We start from the raw sequence: 18,312 nt of genomic DNA on the forward strand, positions 1-18,312 counted from the left end.
AGCACATCGGCCGGGCTCCCTCTCCCGCTTGCGGGGGAGGGTTGGGGTGGGGGTCTCTCCACGAGTCCCGCTGAGGAGAGAGCCCCCACCCGGATCGCATCTCGCGATGCGATCCGGCCTCCTCCGCAAGCGGGAGAGGCAAGGGAAGACATCCCCAGCGTGGTCGTGGCAAAGGATCACAACGCCATCCTGCTGCATTCCATCGACGAGGCCGCGGTGCATGCCGGGCTGTCGATCGGGCTGCCGCTCGCCAATGCGCGCGCGATCTGCCCGGAGCTGACCGTCTACGACGCCGATCCCGCCGCCGACAGCAAGACGCTGAACGACATCGCCGACTGGTGCGACCGCTTTACGCCGCTGGTGGCGCTCGATCCACCCTATGGCCTGTTCCTCGACATCACCGGCTGCGCGCATCTGTTCGGCGGCGAGCGCGCGCTGCTGCAGATCGTCACCAATGCGCTGCGCCAGCGCGGCTTTGCCGTCAGCGCGGCGATATCAGGCACCTCGATCGCGGCGCGCACGCTGACGCGCTGCGCCTCGGGAACGATCGTGGCCGACGGCGAGGAGGCGGCGGCGGTCGGCCCGCTGCCGGTGTCCGCACTCGGCGCCGATCCCGCCATCATCACCGGCCTGCGTCGCGCCGGCTTGAAGACCATCGGCGATGTCGCCGCGCGCGCGCCGCACGAGATCTCGGCGCGGTTTGGCGCCGCCTTCACCACCTTGCTCGGCCACGCGCTCGGGCGCGGCGATGCCCCGATCAGCCCGCGCAAGCCGCTGCCCGATTACATCGTCGAGAAGCGCTTTCCCGAACCTGTTGCCACCGACACTGTGATCATGCTGACGCTGCAAAGCCTCGCCAAAATGCTGGTCGCGGCGATGGACAAGCAGGGCAAGGGCGCTCGGCAGCTGGAAGCGAGCTTCTTCCGCACCGACGGCGCGGTACGCAGCATCATGGTCGAGACCGGGCGTCCGGTGACGCAGCCCGAGCTGATCGACCGCCTGTTCCGCGAGCGGCTCGAGGCGCTCAATGATCCGCTCGATCCTGGCTTCGGCTTCGATCTCATTCGTCTCGCCGCCGGGCGTACCGAGATCGTGGTGCAGCAGCAGCGCGACCTCGACGCCAACGTGCACGATAATGACCAGCTGTCGGCGCTGATCGACCGCATCGCCGCCCGCATCGGCGGCAAGCGCGTCGTCGTGCATCTGCCGCTGGAAAGCCATATCCCGGAGCGTGCAGCGCTCGCCGTGCCGGCGCAGCATCATCTTGCCGCCGCCAGCGCCGCGGCCTGGCCGGAACGCGTCACCGGCGAGCCGCCGCTGCGGCCGTTGCGACTGTTCGAGCGGCCCGAGCCCATCAAAGTGCCGTTCGCGACCGTGCCCGACGGTCCGCCGCATCAGTTCACCTGGCGGCGCGCGCTGCATGCGGTGGTGCGGGTCGAGGGCCCCGAGCGCATTGCGATGGAATGGTGGAAGCGGGACGGCGGGTCGCTGACGCGCGACTATTTTCGCGTCGAGGATGCCGAGGGCCAGCGCTTCTGGATTTTTCGCGACGGTCTCTATGAGAGCGAGCTGAAGGACGACGACGGCGAGCCAAGGCCGGCCAACTGGTATGTGCACGGGCTGTTCGCATGAAGGCGCCATCCGGAATTCAGCGAATTCCAGACTATGCCGAGATCGGCATCACCAGCAATTTCTCCTTCCTGCGCGGCGGCTCCGATCCGCGCGCCTATGTGCATCAGGCGAGCGAGCTGGGAATTCCCGTGATCGGCATCGCTGACCACAACACGCTGGCCGGCGTGGTGCGCGCCTACAAGGAGCTCGATAGCGACAAGGTTTTGCATCCGCCAAAACTCCTGATCGGCGCCCGCATCGTCTTCATCGACGGCACGCCTGACATTCTGGTCTACCCACGCGACCGCGCCGCCTATGGCCGGTTGTGCCAGTTGCTCACCCGCGGCAAGCGCGGCGATGATATCGTGCGGATCGAGAAGGGTGATTGCCGTCTCACGCTGTCCGATCTCATCGAGTTCGCCGAGGGCCAACTGCTGGTGCTGGCGCTGCCGCATCGCTTCGACGCGGCAAAGGCGCTCGACCTGCTCGCGCAACTGAAAGCCAGTGCTGCCGACGGCGTTTGGCTTGCCGCAAGCCTGCTCTACCGCGGCGACGACAGGCGCCGCCTGGCGCGGCTGCATGCGCTCGCCGCGGAGGCCGATGTGCCGCTGCTCGCCACCAACGAGGTGCTCTACCATCATCCGGCGCGTCGCCCGCTGCAGGACGTGCTGACCTGCATCCGCGAGAAGACCACCATCGAGGCTGTTGGTCGCAAGCTCGAGGCCAATGCCGAGCGGCATCTCAAGCCGGCGCATGAGATGATCAGGTTGTTCCGCGACTGGCCGGAGGCGATCGCCGAGACCATGCGCTTCGCCGCGCGCATCGACTTCTCGCTCGACCAGCTCAAATACCAGTATCCCGACGAGCCGGTGCCGCCGGGCAAGACCGCGCAGCAGCATCTGGAGGACCTGACCTGGGCCGGCGTCGACACCTATTTCGACGGCCAGATCGACGACAGACTGCGCGCCACCCTCAACAAGGAGCTCGCGCTGATCGCCGAGCTGAAATACGCGCATTACTTCCTCACCGTGCACGACATCGTACGTTACGCGCGCAGCCAGGGTATTTTGTGCCAGGGGCGGGGCTCGGCGGCGAATTCGGCCGTCTGCTACGTGCTCGGCATCACCTCGGTCGATCCGACCAAGGTCGATCTGTTGTTCGAGCGCTTCATCTCCAAGGAGCGGCTGGAGCCGCCCGATATCGACGTCGATTTCGAGCACGTCAGGCGCGAGGAGGTGATGCAATATGTCTACCGCCGCTACGGCCGCCACCGCGCCGCTGTTATCGCCACCGTCATCCATTATCGCCCGCGCAGCGCGATCCGCGACGTCGGCAAGGCGCTCGGGCTGACTGAGGACGTCACCGCGGCGCTCGCCGACACCGTGTGGGGCAGCTGGGGCAAGGGCCTCAACGAGATGCAGGTGCGGCAGGCTGGCCTCGATCCGAAGAATGCGATGATCAACCTCGCGGTCGAGCTCGCCACCGAGCTGATCGAGTTTCCCCGCCACCTCTCGCAGCATGTCGGCGGCTATGTGTTGACCCAGGACCGGCTCGACACCTATGTGCCGATCGGCAATGCCGCGATGGACGACCGCACCTTCATAGAATGGGACAAGGACGACGTCGACGCGCTCAACATGATGAAGGTCGACGTGCTGGCGCTGGGCATGCTGACCTGCATCCGCAAATGCTTCGATCTGATCGACCTGCACAAGAACGAGCGTTGGGAACTCGCCACCGTCCCGCAGGACGACAAGCGCGTCTACGACATGTTGTGCCGCGGGGAGTCGCTCGGCGTGTTCCAGGTCGAGAGCCGCGCCCAGATGAACATGCTACCGCGCCTGAAGCCGCGCACCTTCTATGATCTCGTCATCGAGGTCGCAATCGTCCGCCCCGGCCCGATCCAGGGCGACATGGTGCATCCCTATCTGCGCCGGCGGAACGGCGTCGAAAAAGAGACCTATCCATCGCCGGCGCCCGAGCACGGCCCACCGGACGAGCTCTACAATGTTCTGCACAAGACGCTCGGCGTGCCGCTGTTCCAGGAGCAGGCGATGCGGATCGCGATCGAGGCGGCAAAGTTCACCTCCGAGGAGGCCAACGGCCTGCGCCGCTCGATGGCGACCTTCCGCAACCTCGGCACCATCGGCACTTACGAAGAGAAGCTGGTCGGCAACATGGTCGCGCGCGGCTACTCGCCCGACTTCGCCCGCAGCTGTTTTGACCAGATCAAGGGCTTTGGCAGTTACGGCTTCCCGGAAAGTCACGCCGCCAGCTTCGCGCAGCTCGTCTACATCTCCTCATGGCTGAAGCACCATCACCCCGACGCCTTCTGCTGCGGCCTGCTCAATTCGCAGCCGATGGGCTTTTACGCCCCGGCCCAGATCGTCGGCGACGCCCGCAAGAACGGCGTCACCGTGCGCGAGGTCGACGTCTCCTACAGCTTCGCGCAGAACACGCTGGAAAAGCGCGACGGAAAATATTGCGCGGTGCGGCTGGGTTTTCGCCAGATCGACGGTTTCCATTGGCTCGATGAGGATGAGGAGAGGCTGAAGCGCGATCAGGCGTTGCGAAGGATGCAAAGCGTAAATGTGCGTGCGTCAGGGAGGCACGAACGGTTGGGCTCTCTCCCCCCTTGCGGGGGAGAGTTGGAGAGAGGGGTAAGCCACGACCACCGCCCGTGCGGCTTACCCCTCTCCCTAACCCTCAAGGGGGGAGGGAACCCACCCACCTCCCGCGTGGCCTTGGATGGAGATGAACCCGACTGGGCCGACCGCATCGTCGCCGCGCGCAACCGAAAACCTTTTACCTCGCTGGAAGAGTTCGCGCGCGACACCGGCTTGCCGAAACGCGCGCTGATCCTGCTTGCGGATGCCGATGCGTTCCGTTCGCTCGGGCTCGACCGTCGCGAGGCGTTGTGGGCGGTGCGGCGGCTGCCCGACGACGTGCCGCTGCCGCTGTTCGAGGCGGCAGTCGCGCGCGAGCAGCCGGATGAGGGCGCTCAGCCGCTGCCGGAGATGCCGCGCCCCGAGCAGGTGGTCGCCGACTATCAGACCATCCGCCTGTCGCTGAAGGGCCATCCGATGGAATTTCTGCGCGAGATGTTTACGAAAGAGCGCGTGGTCGCCTGCCACACCATCAACCGCGACAGCGACCGCCGCCGCGTCCGTTGCGCCGGCGTGGTGCTGGTGCGGCAGCGGCCGGGCAGCGCCAAGGGCGTCGTGTTCATGACCCTGGAGGACGAGACCGGCATCGCCAACATCGTGGTGTGGCCGAAGGTGATGGAGCAGTACCGCAAGGAGGTGATGGGCGCGCGCCTGATCCTGGTCGAGGGCTACATCCAGAGCAGCCCGGAAGGCGTCACTCATCTGGTGGCGCAGCGCATGATCGACCGCTCCCACGATCTGATCGGCCTCGCCAACGAATCTCTCTCGCGCAAGCACCCGGTGCCTGCAGGTCCCGCGCTGATCGAGCCGCTCAACGATGACCGCCGCGACCACGCCGACACACCGGCGCAGAAAATCCGCCACCCCCGCAACGTCCGCATCCTGCCGCCGTCACGGGATTTTCATTGAGGCAGACGAGATGGCTGTGACGCATGGAGATCTAATACCGTCATCCTGAGGTGCGAGCCTCTTCGGCGAGCCTCGAAGGATGAATCGGCCCCGCTGGTGGCCGTCGATCCTTCGAGGCTCGCAAGAGCTCGCACCTCAGGATGACGGGACTGACCGTAGCGCGCATATGCACATCTGGCCGCCCGCTACTCCACTGCCGCCCCGACCGGTGGCCCACCCGGCGGGCGGTGCAGGAAGGTGAGCGAGGCGTAGGCGCCGACCCAGGAGCCGGCGGCGGCGAAGGCGACGTAGACCCAGTTCTCGGTGTAGCTGATCACCGCATAGGAGGAGAGCAGATACCAGATGCTGCTCCAGGTTGCCGCCGGCACCCGCTTGCGGGCGACCACCGCCGAGGTGAACATGACATAGACGGCATCGGTGCCGGCGGTTGCGAGGAAGACGGCGCCGGCGGTGAGGGGATCGATGACAGCCATTGCAACTCCTGTTCAGGTCGGGCAGAGCGGGACATGACGAGACAATAAGACTCCGCCTTTTTGTCATCATGCTCGGGCATAGAACAACCGCAAAGGGAAACGCGCATGCAAAACGTCAATGACATCCTCGCCGGGATCTGGACCGGCGCCGGCGGCGCAGCGTCCGCACTCGATATGGTCAAGCTGACCGGCAGTGAGCCGCAACTGCCGTCGACGTTTCGCGTCGGCGCGGCGGCACAGGTCTCGATCGCCGCGGCCGGTCTTGCCGCCGCCGAGATCTGGCGGGCGCGCACTGGCGCGACCCAGCAGGTCGCGGTCGACATGCGCCATGCCGTCGTCGAATGCCGCAGCGAGCGCTATCTGCGCGTCGACGACAAGCCGCCGCCACCGACCTGGGACAAGATCGCCGGCGTCTACCGCGTCAAGGACAACCGCTTCGTCCGCCTCCACACCAACTTTCCGCATCATCGCGAGGCCGTCTGCAAGGTCCTGAACTGCAACGCCGAGCGTGACGACGTCCAGGCCGCGCTCATGCAGTGGGACGGCGAGGCGTTCGAGACCGCGGCCTATGCGAGCGGCGGTGTCGTCGCCCTGATGCGCTCATATGATGAATGGTCGGCGACACCGCATGCCAAGGCGCTGGCAGAGCTGCCGCTGATCTCGATCGAGAAGATCGGCGAGGCCGCGCCGAAACCATGGCCCGCGGGCAACCGGCCGCTGGCCGGCATCCGCGTGCTCGATCTGTCACGCGTGATCGCCGGTCCCGTTGCAGGCCGGACGCTCGCCGTGCACGGCGCCGACGTGCTCTTGATCTCCGGTCCGGATCTGCCGGCGATTCCGTGGCTGACCATCGACACCGGCCGCGGCAAGCTCACGAGCTTCCTCGAACTCAAGAGCGAGCAGGGTCGTCGCGTCATGGAGCGCCTGGTCGCGCAGGCCGACATCCTCTCGCAGGGCTATCGCCCGCAGGCGATCGCGCGGCTTGGCTTCTCGCCGGAGCAGGCGGCCCGCATCAACCCGGGCATCGTCTATGTGACGCTCTCGGCCTATGGCCACGCCGGGCCATGGGCGGAGCGCCGCGGCTTCGACTCCCTGGTGCAGACCACGACCGGCTTCAACCATGCCGAGGGCCAGGCCGCCGGGGTCGATGGGCCCAAGGAGCTGCCGGCCCAGATGCTCGACCACGCCACCGGATATTTCATGGCGTTCGGCGCCATGATGGCCAAGGCCCGCCAGGCGCGCGAGGGCGGCAGCTGGCACGTCCGGGTCTCGCTGGCGCAAACCGGGCGCTGGCTGTGGAATCTCGGCCGCATTGCCGGCGGGCTATCGACCGAGGACCTGAAGGCCGATGCGGTGACGCCCCTGATCGAGCAGCTGCCGTCCGGGTTTGGCACCCTGAGCTCGGTCAGGCACGCTGCCCTGCTGTCACAAACGCCGGCCCATTGGTCCCGTCCGGCCATGCCGCTCGGCAGCAATCCCCCGGAGTTTCCCGGATGAGCCATTCAGGCGCCGTTCATGCTATCCAGATTTTAACGGCTGCCGCCGCGGAACTGCGATTTTTCGATTGTTCGCGACGCCAATTCGGCACTATTAGCGCAGCGCTGGGGCCGTCACGCCGGCAGCCGCAACGATCGACCCCCGGACCGCATGCTTAAAGACCTTACCAGGACAATGCAGAGCTTCAGCCGCCCGCGACTGGCGGCGGCCGTGGTGCTGCTGGCGATCGTTGGCGCGGGCGGCTACGGCTACGTGCGTTTCAGCACAGCAAAACAGACACCTTCAGAAGTATCCAGCCAGTCGCGCAAGGGCGCCTCGCGCTACGCACCGACGCAGGCCGAGTGGGCCAGCCTGACCTTCCAGACCGTCAAGGAACATACTTTCCGCTCCGAACTGGTGACCGAGGGCAAGATCGGGATCGACGAGGACCGCTCCACCCCGGTCTATTCGCCCTATACCGGCCGCGTCACCCGTCTCCTGGTGCGGCCGGGCGATGCCGTGGTGAAGGGCCAGCCGCTGTTCGTGATCGAGGCCGCCGACACCGTGCAGGCGCAAAACGACTATGTCGCGGCGATGAACGGCCTCAACAAGGCGCAGTCGACGCTCGACCTCGCCCAGATCCAGGAGAAGCGCGCCAAGGACCTGTCCGAAGGCAAGGCGATCCCGCTGAAGGATTACCAGCAGGCGCAGGCGGCGCTGGTGCAGGCGCAGAACGATGCCCGTTCGGCGCAGACGCTGCTGGAAGCGGCGCAGAACAAGCTGCGCATCCTCGGCTTCGGCGACGACGCCATCACGACGCTGCAGCAGAAGGGCCGCCTCAATCCGGAGACGACGGTGTACGCGCCGATCGGCGGCACCGTGGTGCAGCGCAAGGCCGGTCCCGGCCAGTATGTTGCGACCGGCGCCAGCGATCCGGTCTACGTGATCGGCGATCTCTCGACGGTGTGGCTGATCGCCTTCGTCCGCGAATCCGACGCCGACAGCGTCGCGGTCGGGCAGGACCTCACCTTCAGCGTGATGGCGCTGCCCGGCAAGGTGCTGAACGCCCGGGTCAATTATGTCGCCACCGCGATCGATCCGACCTCGCGCCGGCTGCTGGTCCGCGCCACCATCGACAATGTCGACAACCGGCTGAAGCCGGAGATGTTCGCCAATGTGACGCTGTTCTCCAAGGGCGATCACCCGGCGGTCGGGGTGCCGAAGCAGGCGCTGATCTACGAAGGCGACCAGGTCCGCCTCTGGGTCGCCCGGCCCGACGACAAGACCATCGAGCTGCGCCAGATCAAGCCCGGTCTCATCAACGGCGAGCTCGTCGAGGTCGCCGGCAATCTGAAGCCGGGCGAGCAGATCGTGACGAAGGGAAGCCTCTTCATCGACCGCGCCGCGTCAGGCACGTGAGAGCATGATCCGGAAAAGTGGGAACCGGTTTTCCGAAGACATCATGCTCAGTCATAAAGCCCCTCAGAGTTGAAAGCCTCGATCTGAATGGATCGTCTCGTCGCCCTTGCCGTCAATCGCCGCTATCTGATGGTGGCCCTGTTCGTCGCCGTGCTGATCGGCGGCGTGCTCGCCTTCAAGCAGCTCAACATCGAGGCCTATCCCGATCCAACCCCGCCGATGGTCGACATCGTGACGCAGAGCCCGGGCCTCTCGGCGGAGGAGATCGAGCGCTACATCACGATCCCGATCGAGACCCAGGTCGCCGGCCTGAAGAACCTGCGCACCATCCGCACCATCTCGCTGTACGGCCTGTCCGACGTCAAACTGCAATTCTCGTTCGACTACACCTATGACGAGGCGCTGCAGCAGGTGCTCAACCGTCTGGCCCAGCTGACGCCGCTGCCGGGCAACGTACAGCCCGGCATCTCGCCGCTCAGCCCGATCGGTGAGATTTTTCGCTACCGCCTGAAGGGCCCGCCGAACTACAGCGTGCTCGATCTCAAGACGCTGCAGGACTGGGTGTTGCAGCGCCGCTTCCGCGCGGTGCCCGGCGTGATCGACGTCACCGGCTGGGGCGGCAAGACCAAGACCTACGAGATCCAGGTCGACTTCAACAAGCTGGTCGCCAACGGCCTGACGCTGCCGCAGGTGCTGCAGGCGGTCGGCAACGCCAACATCAATGTCGGCGGCAACACCGTGAACATCGGCTCGCAGTCGGCGGTGGTGCGCGGCGTCGGCCTGATCCGCTCGGTCGAGGACCTCGCCAACACCATGGTGTCGCAGTCCGGCGGCAACCCGGTGCTGGTGCGCGACATCGCCCATGTCACGATCGGCGAGAAGCCGCGGCTCGGCATCGCCGGCCTCGACAATGACGACGACATCGTGCAGGGCATCGTCCTGATGCGCCGCGGCGAGCAGAGCTCGCCGACGATCTCCCGCGTCGAGCAGCTGGTCAACCAGATCAACAATTCCTCGCTGCTGCCGCCGGGTGTGAAGATCGAACGGATCTACGACCGCAAGGACCTGATCGAGCTCACCACCCACACCGTGCTGCACAACATGGTGGTCGGCATCCTCTTGATCGTGCTGCTGCAGTGGATCTTCCTCGGCGATCTCCGCAGCGCGCTGATCGTCGGCGCGACGATCCCGTTCGCGCTGTTCTTTGCCGTGATCATCCTGGTGCTGCGCGGCGAATCCGCCAATTTGCTGTCGGTCGGCGCGATCGATTTCGGCCTGATCGTCGACGCCACCGTGATCATGGTGGAGGCGATCTTCCGCCGCCTGTCGCAGACCACGGCGCTGTCGGAGGAGGAGCGCAGCCACATCTCCGAGGACACGGTGATGGGCATGAAGAGCCACGCGATCTTGTCGGCGGCAGCCGACGTCTCGCGCTCGATCTTCTTTGCCGCCGCGATCATCATCGCCGCCTTCCTGCCGCTGTTCACGCTGAGCGGCGTCGAGGGCAACATCTTCGGCCCGATGGCGCGCACCTATGCCTACGCGCTGGCCGGCGGCTTGCTCGCGACGTTCACGGTGACGCCGGCGCTGAGCGCGATCATCCTGCCGGCGCATATCCACGAGACCGAGACTTGGATCGTCAAGAAGCTCGATGCGATCTACGTGCCGGTGCTGAACTGGGCGATCGCCAACCGCAAGATCGTGATGGCCGGCGCCGCGGCGCTCGTCGTCACCACCATCGTGCTGGCGCGGTTCCTCGGCCTCGAATTCCTGCCCAAGCTGGAAGAGGGCAATCTGTGGATCCGCGCCACGCTGCCGCCGACCATCTCGCTGCAGGAGGGCAACGCCTACGTCAACGAGATGCGGCGCATGATCCGCAGCCGGCCGGAGGTGGTGTCTGTGGTGTCGCAGCACGGCCGTCCCGACGACGGCACCGACGCGGCCGGCCTGTTCAACGCCGAGTTCTTCGCGCCGCTGAAGCCGGCCAGCGAATGGCCGGATACCCACGACAAGGACGTGCTCACCGCGCAACTGCTGGCGCAGCTGCAGGAGAAATTCCCCGGCGTCGAATTCAACTTCTCGCAATACCTGCAGGACAACGTCTCCGAGGCGGTGTCCGGCGTGAAGGGCGAGAACTCGATCAAGCTGTACGGCAACGATCTGCAGGCGCTGACCGACACCGCCAACAAGATCAAGTCCGTGCTGGCGACGGTGCAGGGCGTCACCGACCTTGCGGTGTTCACCTCGCTCGGCCAGCCGACGATCCAGATCGACGTCGATCGCGCCCGCGCCGCGCGCTACGGCCTGTCGCCGGGCGACATCAACGCCACCATCAAGGTCGCGGTCGGCGGCGACACCGCGGGCGACCTCTATGAGCCCGGCAGCGACCGGCACTTCCCGATCATCGTTCGCCTTGCGCCGGAATATCGCAAGAGCGCGGAGGCGATCCACAACTTAAGGATCGGGGTTGCGAATGCGAACGGCGGGATCACGCAGATTCCGCTCAGCGAGGTCGCCTCGATCAACCTGATCTCCGGCGCGGCCTATATCTACCGCGAGCAGCAGGAGCGCTATCTGCCGATCAAGTTCTCGGTGCGCGAGCGCGACCTCGGCAGCGCGATCCAGGAGGCGCAGCAGAAGATCGCCGAGCAGGTACAGCTGCCGCCCGGCTCCCATGTCGAATGGGTCGGCGAGTTCGGCAATCTGCAGGACGCCATCAAGCGGCTGTCGATCGTGGTGCCGATCAGCCTGGCGCTGATCGCGGTGCTGTTGTTCTTCAATTTCGGTTCGATGGTCGACACGATGCTGGCCATGAGCGTGATCCCGATGGCGATCTTCGGCGGCGTGCTCGGCCTGTTGATCTCGGGCATCCCGTTCAGCGTCTCGGCGGCGATCGGCTTCATCGCGCTGTTCGGCATCGCCGTGATGGACGGCATCATCATCCTGTCGCAGTTCAACCAGCTGATCGACGAGGGCTATGACCGGATGCGCGCGGTGATCCGCACCGGCGAGCTGCAGCTGCGTCCGGTGCTGATGACGTGCGTCGTCGCCGGCGTCGGCCTGCTGCCGGCGGCGGTGTCGGAGGGCATCGGCTCGCAGGTGCAGAAGCCGCTCGCCATCGTCGTCGTCACCGGCATGCTGCTGGCGCCGCTGGTGATCCTGATCACGCTGCCGGTCTTGATCTCCTATTTCTCGCGCCGGCCGAAGGAGCGCTGAGCGTGATCCGGAAAAGTGCGTAGCGGTTTTCCGACAAGATCACGCTCAAAACAAAGAGCATCAGGTGAAGCCGTAGAGCCGTGCCGGATTGTCGACCAGGATCCTCTTGCGTACCGCGGCGTCCGGCGCCCAGACCGCGAGCTGGTTGAGCAGGCGGCCGTCGTCGATCTGGAACAGCGGCGTCACATCGCTGATCTTCTTGCCGGCCGGCGTCACCGAATCCGGATGCGGCCAGTCGGTGCCCCAGACGATGCGCTCGGCATTGGCCGCGATCAGCGCCTGCGCCAGCGGCGCAGCGTCCTCATAGTCAGGCCCTCGCTTGGAGGCGCGGTAGGCGCCGGAGATCTTGACGTAAGCCTTACCCGACTTGACCAGCTCGACGAGGTCGGCAAATCCCGGTTGGCCTACGCCGAGCGCGGCCTCGGCGCCGCCGAAATGGTCGAACACGACGGGGACCGGGGAGGCTAAGACCAGCTCCTTGATCGCTGATATCATCGCGAGGCTGGTGAACAGCTGCACATGCCAGCCGCGCGCCTTCATCCGCTCGACCGCGGCGGAGAACCGCTGCCGGCCGACATTGGGGTCGTTAACGCCGCCGGTCGCAAGGTTGAGGCGGATGCCGCGGAAGCCGGCCTTCTGCATCGCGTCGAGGTCGCTCTCGCTGGTCTTGTCGTCGATCACGGCGACGCCCCGCGCGGTCGCGCCGCGCGCGGTCATGCCGAACAGCGTCGAGGAATTGTCGGGGCCGTAGATGCTCGGCGTCACGATCACCACGCGCTCGATCTTCAGCGCCTTGTGCAGCGCGCTCATCTCCTCCGGCGAGGCCAGTTCCGGCGTGTAGACGCGGCCGGCGAAGAACGGGAATTTCTCGGGATCGCCATGGATGTGGGTGTGGCAGTCGCACGCCCCCGGCGGCACGTCGAAGTTCACCGCCGTCGCCGGCTGCGCTGCCTTGGAAAATGCGTTGCTGCTGTTCATGGTCACTCCCGCCGCGATGGAGGCAAGCATCATACTGCGTCGCGTCAGCATTGGACGTCTCCCTGCATGCTCATCTGTTATGCGCGATGTCCGCGCCCCGGCGTTATGCATCGCCGGCGGCGGGGAGGTTATCGGGGGACGGTGCGGGCGGGAAGGGCTCGATGCGCGCGCTGCGTGCGGTTCCGCGACATCTATTGCCCCGACGGCGTGCGCAGGCCGTGCCAGGCGTCGCGCACCTGGTGGTAATGCACCTCGGGCAAATAGTCCGGCGTCTTCAGATTGAGCGTCTTGACGTCGAGGCGCCCGACCGCGCTGAGCAGCGTATAGGAGGCGACCACGCGATCGCGCTGCGCGCCGATCAGCCGCGCCCGGGCCGTGATCAGATCCTGCTGCGCGTTGAGCACGTCGACCGTGGTGCGCTGCCCGCCGGCGGCTTCCTTCTGCACGCCGGCCAGCGCAACCTCGGCGGCCTTCACTTCGGACTCGGAAGCCGACACCGCGATCTTGGCGCCCTCATTGGCGACCCACGCGCTGACCACGGCGGTCTTGGCCTGGTTGCGGACCTGATCCAGCACGAGCCGGCTCTGTGCTGCGACTTCCTTGGCCTGCCGGGTCTGCGATGCCGCGGTGCCGCCGTCATAGATCGGCTGCGTCACCTGGCCGATCACGGAGGCTTGATCCGTCCCGAAGGTGCTGAGCGTGGAGTCGTTGTCGCGGGCGCGGCTGACGCTGCCCTGCACGGAAACGTTCGGCATCAGGCTGCTCTCGGCGACGCGGATCGAGGTCGAGGCGACGTCGACGTCGAAGCCCGCCGCCATCACAGCCGGATGCTCGCGCAACGCCAGCCCAATCGAGTCTTCGCGGCTGCGCGGCAGCAGCCGGTCGGTGGTCTCGGCCGGACGCAACTGCGACGGTGCGTTGCCGACCACCTGCGCATAGGTGGCCTGGCTGATCGCGAGGTTGACCTCGGCGGCGTTGAGATCGGCGAGGCCGCGGTTGAGCCGGGCTTCGGCCTGGGCGGTATCGGTCGGCGTGACATCGCCGGCATTGAGGCGCCGCTCGGTGATCGCCCGGGTCTCCTTGAGGAAGGCGACGTTGGCGCGCTGCGCCTCGACCAGCGTCTGGTTGGCCAGCACGTTGGTATAGGCGGTGACGGCGTCGAGCAGCACGCCTTGGCCGACGTTGCGCAGCGCCTCGCGGCCGGACCGCACCTGCAACTCGGCGACCCGCACGCTATTGGCGGTCTTGAAGCCGTTGAACAGGGTCTGCGTCACCGTGACGCCGATCTGCCAGGGTTTTAGCGTTGCGGTCTGGATCACGTTGCCAGGCAACTGGTCGCGCACCGCCTGCAGGCCGACCGAGAGGCCGGCGACGATCTGCGGCCGGTAGCCGGCCAGCGCCTGCGGCACGTTCTCGTCGGTGGCGCGCTGGCGGGCCCGTTCGGCGTTGAGCTGCGGATTGGTCTGATAGGCCTTGGCCAGTGCCTCCGGCAGGCTCTCGGCGCGGGCGGCAGGTGCGGCTAGCAGGCTGCATACCAACGCGCCAAGGCAGATGCCCGACAACAGTACGCGCATCTTGACTTCGCCAACTGTGGCGGCACGCTCAACCATGTGATCCCGCAAAACAAACCCCGGCAGTGCGCCCCCGCCAATGCCCTCGACACATCTACCTGTTTAGGGGGCGGGGCCGCCACAGGCAAACCGCCGCGCGACATCAGCACATCATTTCAGTTCTTGTCTGTTGCCGCCACGTCACAGGCGCAGGTGAACGCCGCATGAAGTATAAGCTTGGACCGCCGGCCGCTCGTCGCCGGTTATCCACAGCCCGCTGGATTGATTGCTGATGCCGAACATCTTCACCGATCCGGAGGCGATCGCGGAACATGTCATTCGTGATGTCGGAACCAGTCTGGTGGTCGGGCTGCCACTCGGCCTCGGCAAGGCCAACCACATCGTCAATGCGCTCTATGCGCGCGCCGTCGCCGACCGCTCGATCAAGCTGACCCTGTTCTCCGCGCTGACGCTGGAGAAGCCGAAGCCGAAAAGCCTGCTCGAGCAGCGTTTCATCGGTCCGGTGATCGACCGTTTGTTCGGCGGCTATCCCGATCTCGTCTACGCCGATGCGCTGCGCGCCGGTGCGCTGCCGCCCAACATCGAGGTGATCGAGTTCTTCTTCCTCGCCGGGCAATGGCTGTATCGGCCGGTCGCGCAACAGAACTTCATTTCGGCGAACTACACCCATGCGGCGTCGTATCTGTTGTCGCGCGGGCTGAACGTCGTGCCGCAACTTGTTGCGAAGCGCGTGGTCGACGGCGCGACGCGCTACAGCCTGAGCTGCAACACCGACACCACGCTCGATGTGCTGCGCGCCCGCGCGCAGGGGCGCGCGTCGTTCAAGCTGATCGGGCAGGTCAATTCAGAACTGCCGTTCATGCCGGGCGCCGGCGATCTGCCGGCCGATGAATTCGCTGCGGTGCTCGACAGTCCCGACACCGACTTCCCGCTGTTCGCGCCACCGTCCGAGCCGATCAGCGACACCAAATATGCCATCGGACTGCACGCCGCGGGCCTGGTCCGTGACGGCGGCACGCTGCAGATCGGGATCGGCCAGGTCGGCGATGCGCTGGCGCAGGGCCTGATCGTTCGCCATCGCGACAACGCCCGGTTCCACGGCATCATGAAGCGGCTTGCGCCCGGCACCGAGCCAGCCGCGGCAGAGACCGCGCCGTTCGAGAAAGGCCTTTACGGCGTCAGCGAGATGGTGTTCGAGGCATTCCTCGGGTTGATCGATGCCGGCATCCTCAAGCGCGACGTCGACGGGGTGATCCTGCACGGCGCATTTTTCCTCGGGCCGCAATCATTCTATCGCGCGCTGCGCGAGATGCCCGCCGATCAGCTGGCGCGGATCCAGATGGTGCCGGTGTCCTTTACCAACGAGATCTTTGCCGACGCGGACAGCAAGCGCCGCGCCCGCGTCGATGCACGCTTCGTCAACAATGCGATGATGGCGACGCTGCTCGGTGCTGCGATCTCTGACGGGCTCGAGAACGGCCAGGTCGTCAGCGGCGTCGGCGGCCAGTACAATTTCGTGGCACAGGCGTTCGCGCTCGAAGGCGCGCGCTCGGTGCTGGCGCTGGAGGCGACGCGTCCGTCCGGCAAACGACGACAGTCGAACATCCGCTGGTCCTACGGCCACGAAACCATTCCGCGGCACCTGCGCGACATCTTCGTCACCGAGTATGGGGTCGCCGACGTGCGCGGCAAGTCCGATGCCGACGTGATTGCCGCGATGCTGCAGGTCGCGGATTCCCGCTTCCAGGGCGAGCTGATGCGGCAGGCCAAGGACGCCGGCAAGCTGCCGCGCAATTATGAGCTGCCCGCGGCCTACCGCGAAAACTTTCCAGAGCGCATTCGCGATGCTTTGAAGCCCGCGCGTGAGGCGGGCCTGTTGCCGTTATTCCCGTTCGGCAGCGATTTCACCGATGTCGAGCAGCGGCTGATCCCCGCGCTGCAGATCCTGCAGCAGGCGCAGCGCACGCCGCTGCAACTCGCGGGCCTGCTCTGGCAGGGCATGCGGCATCCGCCTGATGTTGCGAATCGGGAATGCCTGGCGCGGCTCGACCTCGACAAGCCGACGCATTTTTCCGAGCGCGCCTATCGCGCGCTGGTCAACGCAGCCCTGCAGCGGAGCCGCTAAAGCGCGATAAGATTATCGCGCTTTAGCTGGTTATTTGAGCATGATCTTGTTCGGAAAACCGCTTCGCACTTTTCCGGATCATGCTTTAGCGGTTCTTGTTGACCGGCTTGCGCTTCTCGATGAACGCCGCCATGCCTTCGGAACGATCCTCGAGCGCAAACGTCGAGTGGAACAGATTGCGCTCGACATTCATGCCTTCCGACAGCGGCGTCTCGAAGGCGCGGTTGATGGCTTCCTTGGCCATCGCGGCCGCCGGACGCGACATCGAGGCGATCTTCTCCGCCGCGGCCAGCGCTTCTTCCATCAGCTTGTCGGCCGGGACGATCCGCGACACCAGGCCGGAGCGCTCGGCTTCGGCGGCGTCCATCATCCGCCCGGTGAGGCAGAGATCCATCGCCTTCGACTTGCCGATCGCGCGCGTCAGCCGCTGCGTGCCGCCGATGCCCGGGATGGTGCCGAGGGTGATCTCCGGCTGGCCGAACTTGGCGGTGTCTGCGGCGATGATGATGTCGCACATCATCGCGAGCTCGCAGCCGCCGCCCAGCGCGTAGCCGGCGACCGCCGCGATCGTCGGCTTGCGGCAGCGCGCGACGCGGTCGCCGCCGATCGCGGTGAAGTCGCTGTTGAACATGTCGATGAAGCCCTTCGGCTGCATCTCCTTGATGTCGGCGCCGGCCGCGAAGGCCTTCTCGCTGCCGGTGATCAGGAGACAGCCGATGGCGTCGTCGGCCTCGAGATCGTCGACCGCCGCCGCGATCTCGCGGAAAACGCCGAACGACAGCGCATTCAGCATTTTCGGCCGGTTCAGCGTGATGATGCCGACCGGCCCCTTGCTCTCGACGATGATGAATTCGAACGTAGCCATGGACGCAATCCCGTGCCTGATTTGCCCGGCAATGTGCCCGCTGACGGGATGCGCTTCAAGTGGCTGAAACGGGTCTCTTGACGCGGCCCTTGGCCCGCGGTGCGGCGCTACCCGCCGCAGCCGCGAGCGCAGGGCGGGCTATGCCATGAACATGCGCGCGGCGGAGGCCACCGTCAGCAGGGCGCCGAAGCCGATGAAGATCTTTCCGATCAACGACGTCTGGTCGAGGCTCGAGCTTTCGCTGCTGGCCAGCACCGGCGCCGGCTTGGGGGGCGCCGCCGCGGCGGCCTGCGGCTGGACGGGCGGGGTCTCTTGCTGGGCCATCTGCGGCTGGGTCGTCTGCTGCTGGGCCTGCTGCTGCGGTTCCGCCGGCTGCTCCTGCTGCAGGGCGCGATCGACGTCATTGAGCTGATCGGACGCGACCACGCTGCCGTCATCGGCGGGCTTGTCGGCCGCCGCCAGCACGCCATTGGCCTGCGCCGGCATGGCTGTCGCGTTGTCACCGGAGGTCAGTTCGGCATTGGCGTTGGCGACCGAGGCGGGGATACCCGTCGACGTCACGCTGCCGGCATCGCCCGCGACGGCCTTCTTGGTCGCTGATTTGGCGGCGGTCCCGGAAGATGAGTGCTGCGCGGAGCGCTTGGCTGGCCGCGAACTCTGCCGGACGGTCTTGTCCGGCGTGGCGCTGTCGGATTTGTCCGCTGAGGTGTCCGCGCCGGCCGCGTGGGCCGGCAACGGACCGGCGAGACACACGAAAAAACCTGCTGCAACCATCAAGGCCAAGCGCCCACTGGCTTTGATCTTCATTCTGATGATCTCCCCATTATGCCTGCCCGCCGGGCGAACAGAGACCCCGCCGCGTGTCTACACCGGGGCAGAAACAGGGAATCTTCGGGCCTTCAGGGGCAAAAGCTGGGCAATTTCATCGTGCGGACGCGCGTGGCGAAAGCAGCCCCGATGCTTGTCGGTCCGATCGATGTTATGAGCCACGGTGTCTGGAGAA

The 18,312-nt window shown here is 66.2% G+C and carries 11 protein-coding genes; 6 read left to right on the forward strand and 5 right to left on the reverse strand.

Features of this window, described 5'->3' with window-relative positions:
- The first annotated feature begins 93 nt into the window (after positions 1 to 93).
- The gene (locus XH93_RS15045) at positions 94 to 1,632 is read left to right on the forward strand and encodes a DNA polymerase Y family protein (RefSeq protein WP_246799710.1); all 1,539 of its coding nucleotides are present in this window, start codon (positions 94 to 96) and stop codon (positions 1,630 to 1,632) included.
- Positions 1,629 to 5,186 carry an error-prone DNA polymerase gene (locus XH93_RS15050; RefSeq protein ID WP_194474126.1) on the forward strand — a complete coding sequence of 1,186 codons (3,558 nt, stop codon included), beginning with the start codon at positions 1,629 to 1,631 and terminating at the stop codon, positions 5,184 to 5,186. Before XH93_RS15045 ends, XH93_RS15050 begins: the two co-directional genes overlap by 4 nt.
- Before the next feature lie 185 nt (positions 5,187 to 5,371).
- Here XH93_RS15050 and XH93_RS15055 read toward each other — a convergent pair whose 3' ends face one another.
- Positions 5,372 to 5,659 carry a hypothetical protein gene (locus XH93_RS15055; protein ID WP_139481943.1) on the reverse strand — a complete coding sequence of 96 codons (288 nt, stop codon included), beginning with the start codon at positions 5,657 to 5,659 and terminating at the stop codon, positions 5,372 to 5,374.
- A gap of 105 nt (positions 5,660 to 5,764) precedes the next feature.
- On the opposite strand from XH93_RS15055, the gene XH93_RS15060 reads away from it, so the two are divergent.
- The 3 genes from XH93_RS15060 to XH93_RS15070 all read left to right on the forward strand — a co-directional run bounded on the left by XH93_RS15060 (position 5,765) and on the right by XH93_RS15070 (position 11,770).
- The gene (locus XH93_RS15060; RefSeq protein WP_194474127.1) at positions 5,765 to 7,156 is read left to right on the forward strand and encodes a CoA transferase; all 1,392 of its coding nucleotides are present in this window, start codon (positions 5,765 to 5,767) and stop codon (positions 7,154 to 7,156) included.
- Positions 7,157 to 7,306: 150 nt separating this feature from the next.
- Positions 7,307 to 8,554 (forward strand): efflux RND transporter periplasmic adaptor subunit, encoded by a 1,248-nt coding sequence (locus tag XH93_RS15065; RefSeq protein ID WP_139857499.1) that lies wholly within the window; start codon positions 7,307 to 7,309, stop codon positions 8,552 to 8,554.
- Between the two features lie 87 nt (positions 8,555 to 8,641).
- Complete coding sequence (locus XH93_RS15070; RefSeq protein WP_139481940.1) at positions 8,642 to 11,770, forward strand: efflux RND transporter permease subunit; 3,129 nt, start codon at positions 8,642 to 8,644, stop codon at positions 11,768 to 11,770.
- Positions 11,771 to 11,830: 60 nt separating this feature from the next.
- On the opposite strand, the gene XH93_RS15075 is transcribed toward XH93_RS15070, so the two are convergent.
- Together XH93_RS15075 and XH93_RS15080 are read right to left on the reverse strand one after the other, a co-directional pair.
- A complete protein-coding gene (locus XH93_RS15075; protein ID WP_194474128.1) occupies positions 11,831 to 12,799 on the reverse strand; it encodes an amidohydrolase family protein in 969 nt (322 codons plus the stop codon).
- A 140-nt stretch (positions 12,800 to 12,939) separates the two neighbouring features.
- The gene (locus tag XH93_RS15080; RefSeq protein ID WP_246799622.1) at positions 12,940 to 14,322 is read right to left on the reverse strand and encodes a TolC family outer membrane protein; all 1,383 of its coding nucleotides are present in this window, start codon (positions 14,320 to 14,322) and stop codon (positions 12,940 to 12,942) included.
- A 268-nt stretch (positions 14,323 to 14,590) separates the two neighbouring features.
- Between XH93_RS15080 and XH93_RS15085 the strand changes: the two genes are divergently transcribed.
- A complete protein-coding gene (locus XH93_RS15085) occupies positions 14,591 to 16,444 on the forward strand; it encodes an acetyl-CoA hydrolase/transferase C-terminal domain-containing protein (RefSeq protein WP_194474130.1) in 1,854 nt (617 codons plus the stop codon).
- Between the two features lie 85 nt (positions 16,445 to 16,529).
- Here the strand turns inward: XH93_RS15085 and XH93_RS15090 are convergent, their stop codons facing one another.
- Together XH93_RS15090 and XH93_RS15095 are read right to left on the reverse strand one after the other, a co-directional pair.
- A complete protein-coding gene (locus tag XH93_RS15090) occupies positions 16,530 to 17,309 on the reverse strand; it encodes an enoyl-CoA hydratase (RefSeq protein ID WP_194474131.1) in 780 nt (259 codons plus the stop codon).
- Between the two features lie 138 nt (positions 17,310 to 17,447).
- Positions 17,448 to 18,116: a hypothetical protein gene (locus tag XH93_RS15095; protein WP_194474132.1), complete on the reverse strand. Its 669-nt coding sequence runs from the start codon at positions 18,114 to 18,116 to the stop codon at positions 17,448 to 17,450.
- Between the last annotated feature and the right edge of the window lie 196 nt (positions 18,117 to 18,312).

This window comes from Bradyrhizobium sp. CCBAU 51753, from assembly GCF_015291565.1.
Lineage (GTDB): Bacteria > Pseudomonadota > Alphaproteobacteria > Rhizobiales > Xanthobacteraceae > Bradyrhizobium > Bradyrhizobium ivorense.

Bases quoted from the DNA above. Each gene is read 5' to 3' on its own strand.
- XH93_RS15050 (WP_194474126.1), top strand. From the start codon at position 1,629: ATGAAGGCGCCATCCGGAATTCAGCGAATTCCAGACTATGCCGAGATC.
- XH93_RS15055 (WP_139481943.1), bottom strand. From the start codon at position 5,659: ATGGCTGTCATCGATCCCCTCACCGCCGGCGCCGTCTTCCTCGCAACC.
- XH93_RS15060 (WP_194474127.1), top strand. From the start codon at position 5,765: ATGCAAAACGTCAATGACATCCTCGCCGGGATCTGGACCGGCGCCGGC.
- XH93_RS15065 (WP_139857499.1), top strand. From the start codon at position 7,307: ATGCTTAAAGACCTTACCAGGACAATGCAGAGCTTCAGCCGCCCGCGA.
- XH93_RS15070 (WP_139481940.1), top strand. From the start codon at position 8,642: ATGGATCGTCTCGTCGCCCTTGCCGTCAATCGCCGCTATCTGATGGTG.
- XH93_RS15075 (WP_194474128.1), bottom strand. From the start codon at position 12,799: ATGCTGACGCGACGCAGTATGATGCTTGCCTCCATCGCGGCGGGAGTG.
- XH93_RS15080 (WP_246799622.1), bottom strand. From the start codon at position 14,322: ATGCGCGTACTGTTGTCGGGCATCTGCCTTGGCGCGTTGGTATGCAGC.
- XH93_RS15085 (WP_194474130.1), top strand. From the start codon at position 14,591: ATGCCGAACATCTTCACCGATCCGGAGGCGATCGCGGAACATGTCATT.
- XH93_RS15090 (WP_194474131.1), bottom strand. From the start codon at position 17,309: ATGGCTACGTTCGAATTCATCATCGTCGAGAGCAAGGGGCCGGTCGGC.
- XH93_RS15095 (WP_194474132.1), bottom strand. From the start codon at position 18,116: ATGAAGATCAAAGCCAGTGGGCGCTTGGCCTTGATGGTTGCAGCAGGT.